This is a genomic window from Chloroflexus sp., from assembly GCF_034435895.1.
In the GTDB taxonomy this organism is placed as follows: Bacteria; Chloroflexota; Chloroflexia; order Chloroflexales; family Chloroflexaceae; genus Chloroflexus.
This window is the reverse complement of record NZ_DAOTWH010000298.1, coordinates 1-6,477: the sequence shown is the minus strand read 5'-3', so window position 1 is coordinate 6,477 and position 6,477 is coordinate 1. Positions and strand designations below refer to the sequence as shown.

General features: G+C 61.0%; 4 protein-coding genes and 1 pseudogene. 2 read left to right on the top strand and 3 right to left on the bottom strand.

Translation table 11 applies throughout. From position 1 onward, the window contains the following. Positions 1 to 31: 31 nt before the first annotated feature. Positions 32 to 1,384 carry an aspartate aminotransferase family protein gene (locus tag U9R81_RS16750; protein ID WP_322496566.1) on the bottom strand — a complete coding sequence of 451 codons (1,353 nt, stop codon included), beginning with the start codon at positions 1,382 to 1,384 and terminating at the stop codon, positions 32 to 34. 138 nt (positions 1,385 to 1,522) lie between these two features. Between U9R81_RS16750 and U9R81_RS16745 the strand changes: the two genes are divergently transcribed. Beyond that, positions 1,523 to 2,167, top strand: coding sequence for a CoA pyrophosphatase (locus U9R81_RS16745; RefSeq protein WP_322496565.1), 645 nt, complete (start codon positions 1,523 to 1,525; stop codon positions 2,165 to 2,167). Between the two features lie 43 nt (positions 2,168 to 2,210). On the opposite strand, the gene U9R81_RS16740 is transcribed toward U9R81_RS16745, so the two are convergent. After that, on the bottom strand, positions 2,211 to 3,389 hold the full coding sequence (locus U9R81_RS16740; RefSeq protein WP_322496564.1) for a S1C family serine protease: 1,179 nt from the start codon (positions 3,387 to 3,389) through the stop codon (positions 2,211 to 2,213). Positions 3,390 to 3,555: 166 nt separating this feature from the next. After that, positions 3,556 to 4,497: a TIGR01777 family oxidoreductase gene (locus U9R81_RS16735; RefSeq protein ID WP_322496563.1), complete on the bottom strand. Its 942-nt coding sequence runs from the start codon at positions 4,495 to 4,497 to the stop codon at positions 3,556 to 3,558. A 508-nt stretch (positions 4,498 to 5,005) separates the two neighbouring features. On the opposite strand from U9R81_RS16735, the pseudogene U9R81_RS16730 reads away from it, so the two are divergent. Then, positions 5,006 to 6,477, top strand: a pseudogene (locus U9R81_RS16730) (cyclic nucleotide-binding protein); the annotation flags it as partial.

Sequence of the window (6,477 nt, the reverse complement as noted above, 5' to 3'; positions counted from 1 at the left end):
CTGTGCCTTGTGGGCACAGCGCGCTGTACTCCTACCGGGTGGCGGCGATGGTGGCCGCGATGGCATCGGCGATGATGGTGACGATTTGGTCGATCTGCTCGTAGGTGGTGACCAACGGCGGGGCGAGGCAGATGGTATCGCCGACAACGCGGGTGAAGAGACCGCGCGCGGTCATCTCTTTCTGCACCTGCACGCCAACATTGGCGCTGGCTGGGAAGGGCGCTTTGGTGGCGGTATCGGCCACCAGCTCGATGCCGGCCATCATGCCTTTGCCGCGCACGTCGCCGACGTGCGGCAGCGCATACAGCTCTTGCAGCCGGCGCTGCATGTAATCGCCTACTTCGGCGGCGCGCTGCACCAGCCCTTCCCGCTCGATAATGGCGATATTGGCCAACGCCACCGCACAGGCGGTCGGGTGGCCGGAATAGGTAAAGGCGTGCATCCAGCGCTTATCGGGCGGAACCGACTCGATAGCTTCGTAGATGCGGTCACTGACGCCAATGCCGCCAAGCGGAATGTAGCCCGACGTGATCCCCTTGGCAAATTGGGCAATGTCGGGTTCGATGCCGTAGTGCTCTAGCCCAAACCAGCGCCCAGTGCGGCCAAAGCCGGTAATCACCTCGTCGCTGATCAGCAGCACCTCGTAGTAATCGCAAATCTCGCGGATCCGCTTGAAATAGTCGTCTTGGGGCGGAATGACGCCACCGGCGCCTTGCACCGGCTCGGCAATAAAGGCGGCGACGGTTTCCGGTCCTTCACGCAGGATCGCCTCTTCGAGCAGATTGGCGGCGGCCACGCCATCGCTGAGGTGCGGGGTCGGATTGACAAAACGGTAGGGGTAAGGCGACTCGATATGGATAAAACCGGGCACGCGCGGCTCAAACATCGGCCAGTAAGCCGGCAAGCCGGTGGCGCTCATAGCGGCCATCGTCACGCCGTGGTAGCCCTTCATGCGGGAAATGAACTTCACCTTCTCTGGCTTGCCAACCGCCTTCCAGTAGAAACGGGCCGTCTTAAACGAGCTTTCGGTGCTCTCGGCGCCGCCGGAGGTGAAGAAGAAGTGGTTGATGCTGGGGTAAAAGAGTTCGCTCAGTTTCCGCCCCAACTGAATAGCGGGCAGATTGGTCGAACCAACATACGACGAATAATAGGCCAATTGCTTCATCTGCGCGCAAGCGGCTTCGGCCAGCTCTTCGCGCCCATGGCCGACATTCACATTCCACAGCCCGCTCAGGCCATCGATATACTCGCGCCCTTCGGCGTCGATTACAATCGATCCACGGCCAGCCACCCAAATTTTCGGGTTCTGATGCGCCGTCGGATGGGTGAGCGAGTGGATCAGATAGTCATGATCGGCCTGAATCTGTTCCTGCAGGTTGTACACGCGCGCCTCCTCGTGGGAAATACTGGTGCTGATGGTTGGATTGTAGCGGAGAAGCGCAGAGACGGCAAGCGAAGCATGGGGCGAAGAGCAAGAACGCAGTACAATAGAGGACAATGAATTCCGATGATGGAGAGCATTATGCGTTGGCGCACACAGATTGAATTGATCCGGCAGGCGCTGGCCGGGCCGCCGCCGCCACTTGAAGAGGTGCTGATCCTGCGCCGGCTTGATGGCGCGCCGTTGCGCCCATTCACGCCGCCACCGGGAGTCACGCCGCGCCAATCGGCGGCGTTGCTACTCCTCTTTCCGCGCGACGATCAATTGCACCTGCCGCTCACGGTGCGTTCGAGCCGCGTCACTACTCATCGCGGCGAGGTTTCGTTGCCGGGAGGCGGGATCGATCCCAGCGATGGCGGCGCTGCCGGCGCGGCGCTGCGCGAGGCGCACGAAGAGATTGGGGTTGATCCGGTGCAGGTGGAAGTGCTCGGCGCGTTGACTACCTTCTACATCCCGCCGAGCAACAACTACCTGACGCCAATCGTGGGGGCGTACCCAACGCCGTTTGAGCCGAACCACGACCCGGAAGAGGTCGAGAGCGTGTTTACGGTGCCGCTAGCTGTGCTGTTTGATCCGGCGACGGTGCGCGAGGAGATTTGGGAACGCAATGGCACGCGCATGCGCGTGCCGTTTTTCGCCCTCAACGGGTACAAGGTGTGGGGGGCCACCGCCCTGCTGCTGAGCGAATTTGTCGCCCGGCTGCAGCGGGCGGGGTGGGGACGGTGAACCGATGGCTATGCGATGGGTGTTGTCACCGATTATGAGGATGTTATCGTAAATTGCTGGGGCGTTCGCCCAACGTCACTGTCACATTCTGTTCTCGGCCGTTACGCAGGATGGTCAATTCGACCGTATCGCCGGGCCGGTACTGCAACAGCAATTGGCGCAGCGAGGTATTGTGATCGAGGCGTTGGCCATTGACGGCGGTGATAATATCACCCTCGCGCAGACCGGCCTGCGCCGCGGCGGTGTTGGGCAAGACAGCGGGCTGGCCGCCGAGGCCGGGATTAATAAACGCGCCGTTCTGTACCGGCAGATTGTACAGGGCCGCCACTTCACCGTCAATCATCAGATAGGTAATGCCGAGGAAGGGATAGCGCACCTGCCCCGTGCGGATGATCTGATCGGCCACGTTTGAGAAGATGCTGCTCGGCACCGCAAAGCCCAAGCCCTCGACCGGCGCGCTCGAACCAAACCCAAGCTCATTGCGCACAACCATCGTGTTAATACCGACCACCTCGCCCTTCAAGTTGATGAGCGGGCCGCCGCTATTGCCGCTATTGATAGCCGCGTCAGTCTGGATCAAGCCCTCCATCCCGCTGCCGGGAACCGAACGGTTCAGCGCGCTGACCACGCCAGCCGTCACCGTGTTACGGAAGTTGCCGAGCGGACTGCCGATCGCTAGCACCGTCTCGCCGGGTTGCAACGCTGCCGAATCGCCAATCACCGCCACGCCGGGCACCTCGCCATCAACCTTCAATACCGCAATGTCGTTGAGTGCATCAGTACCAACCACATTGGCTTGCCGGCGCACGCCATCGGCGAACAGCACAAAGTAGCGACGACCGCCATCAACCACGTGATTATTGGTGATGATGTAGCCATCATTGCTGATAATCACACCGCTGCCGCTGCCGCGACCGGTGCTGCTCTCAACCGTGACCGTCACCACGGCTGGAGCCACCCGCTTCACCGCTTCCACCATCGCATCCGACAGACTGACGACCACTGCATCGGACACTGCTGGCGATTGGGCAGGCGTAGCGGCGCTATTCGTTGTCGCCACGACCGGTTGCGTCCGCAGCGATGTTACCGTCGCCGAGACCTGCGCGACGGTTTGGCGCGAAACGAGATAGCCGGCAACGCCGCCAGCGGCGCCGCCGCCGGCGACGCCGATAAAGATGCCAAGCAAAAAGACAAAGATCAATGCCAGCCGATTGACATTCATAATCAAACCTCCTCTGCTTCTGGCGACACCCGTCGCCATCGCTGCGGGTATCATCGCGCGCCAATTTTAATCTTGGGTTAGAAGCAAGTAAGAAGTTGATAAGATTCGATCGGAGTGTCCGCGGTAACGCACAGACGCTGATAGCGAGCGTCTGTGCGCTACAACCTCAACGCGGTATATTGAGCAAATCGCGCAAAGCCGGTTCGAGGGTGGGGAAGCGGAACTGATACCCCAGATCGAGCGCCTTGCGGGGCACGGCGTTTTGGCCATTGACCACCAGATCGGCCATTTCGCCGAGGGCGATACGCAGGCTAAACTCAGGCACCGGCAACCACGACGGCGAACCGAGCACTTTGCCGACCACAGCGGCGAAATCGCGGTTGGCCAGCGCACCGGGAGCGGCGGCGTTGAGCGGGCCGCGCACGCGCTCGTTTTCCAGCGCAAAGCGGATCAAGCCGATCTCATCAGCCGGATGGATCCACGGGTAGACCTGCGTGCCGGGCAAAATCGGGCCGCCGGTGAGCAGCTTGAACGGTAGCATAATCTGCGGCAATGCCCCCGAATCGGGATCGAGCACCAGACCGGTGCGAAGCATCACCGTGCGCACACCCAACGCTTCGGCTTTGGCCGCCTCAGCTTCCCATGCCACGCAGACCTGCGCCAGAAAATCGCGTCCGGGAGGCGAGTTCTCATCGAGTGGCGTGTTATCGCGATAAAAGCCATAGTAGCCAACTGCTGACGCGCAGACAAACACGGCTGGCCGTTGCTGAGCCGCCGCCATCGCGTTGACAATGCCACGAGTGCCGATCACCCGGCTGTTGCGAATCTCTGTTTTGTACTCGGGTGTCCACCGCATACCGAGCAAGCCGGATGAAATCGGCGCGCCAGCGAGATGGACGACGCCCCATGCGCCGTTGATTGCCGCAAACCATGACCCTTGCTCGGCGGGTTGCCATGCTACATAGTCGGCAGCGCCGGGCAGCGACGAACGAGCACGGGCCGGATCACGGCTAAAGATCACGAGCTCGTAATCGTTGCGGAGTTCGGCGACCAATTTGCGACCGATTAAGCCAGTCGCTCCAGTAATGACAATGCGTTTAGTCCTCATACTAGCATCGTACCATGTTCGGCGAGACTGTCAATGATGTTCCGGTTATGGAGTGCGGCTGTGAGACGGCCGCGCTCGATAGCAAGGATTGCCATCGCTGAAGCGGCTGCGGTCTGCGGGGTCTACTCCCCGCGCCCTTCCCAACCGGATACATCTGTCCGATCAGAGCGCCTCTGGGTCTTGTTTGCCCTGTGGCAGCAGTTCGTTCTCGCTGAAGCGGGAGATTGCTTTGGTCGGGCGACACCCCGCTGCGCTGAGTGTCGCCCGACCAAAGCAATGACAGGTGGGGTCGTCATTGCAAGCCGCCGCAGGCGGCGAAGCAATCCCCCGCGAGGGCGGGAGGAATGCCTTGATGCACCGCGTACTGTGGGGCTTCGCCATTGCGCAATAAAAAAAGAAAAAAGAGGTTTGGCAAATCGCAACTTCCCTCTTATGATGTAGAGGCAACACCGATTGAACGTTTATCTTGTCAAGAGCGCATTCTCATGTAGGAATTCCTCGAACCGGCATGGCACAAACCTTGCGCCCACAACGCCGCTTATGGTCTACGCTCGAAGAGCAGGTAACTGCTCCGATCGACCAGCGCCACACCCTCTACCAGAACCTGCAACGCCGGCTGGTCACCCACCCAGCCGGCGAAGGCGGCGTGTGGAGCATATTGCGCCAACGCGCCGACCCGGCCCAATACCGGCCCCAGCGGATCGAGGGGGTGATCGAAGAGACGCTGAACGAAGGCGGTCAGCAGGTAACGGTGCTGCGTAGTCCGAGCGGGCATTACCTGCGCCTGAGCGCCGCTGAGCGTGAGATTTGGCAGGCAATGGACGGCAGCCGGACGATTGCCCAATTAGCGACGATGGGTTTTCTGCGCTTCAAGCAATTGCTGCCCATCGCCGGCTTGGTCGAGACGCTGCGCGCGCAGGGGTTTCTGACCGACACCCCAACCGGCATCTACAAGCGCCTCCGCACCAAGCTCGAACAGCGCACGGCAGAGGGCTTGGGCCAACGCCTCCTCAGCCTCACCCATGGGCGCAGTTTTGCATTTGCCGGCGCTGACACACTGTTTGACGTATTATACCGCTGGATTGGGCGCTGGCTGTTCAACCGCTTTTTTGCCGGCCTGCTCGGCATTATCACTGTGATCGGCGTGATCTGCTACTTTTTGCCGGGCGTGAGCGGCAGCGACTTGATCAGCGGCGAACAGTTTGCGCTCGACTTTTTGATGTTGGGCATTGCACTGTTTATCACCCTCACCTTGCACGAAATGGCCCACGGCTTGGCGGTGAAACACTTTGGCCGGCATGTGCCGCGATCGGGGATTATGCTCTATTTCGGCATGCCGGCAGCATTTGTCGATACTAGCGACATTTGGCTCGCACCGCGCCATGCGCGCATTCTGGTGTCGCTAGCCGGCCCGCTCTGCGATTTGCTGATCGGATCGATTGCCGCGATCATTGCATGGGCCGTGCCTGACACCCTCGCCGGGGTGTGGATGCGCCGGATTGCGACTGCTTCGTACCTGACGGCGCTATTGAACTTCAACCCGTTGCTTGAACTCGATGGCTATTTCATTCTGGTTGACGCTTTGCGCTTGCCGAATCTGCGCAACCGGGCGCTCGCCTTTATCGGCGGCCCGTTCTGGCAAAAGCTGCGCGCCGGCGCAGCGCTCAACCAAGAAGAGCGAATCTTCGCCGGCTATGGCTTGTTGAGCGCGATCTACACCGGCGTGGCGATCGTGATGGCGACCCTCTTTTGGCAACGCCAATTTGCCAGCATGGTTAGCGAACTATGGGCCGGGGGTTGGCTAGGGCGGCTGCTGGCGGTGGCGCTGTTTGTGCTGGTCATCGCGCCGTTGGTGGTTGGGGTTGTGCTGGCCGGATGGGGGGCGATCCGCGCCGCTGCCGAGTGGCTGGCCCGGCGCGGGTATGGGCGTAACCCGCTGATTGTGGCGAGCGCGTTTGGCGCGCTGGCGGTGACGGTTAG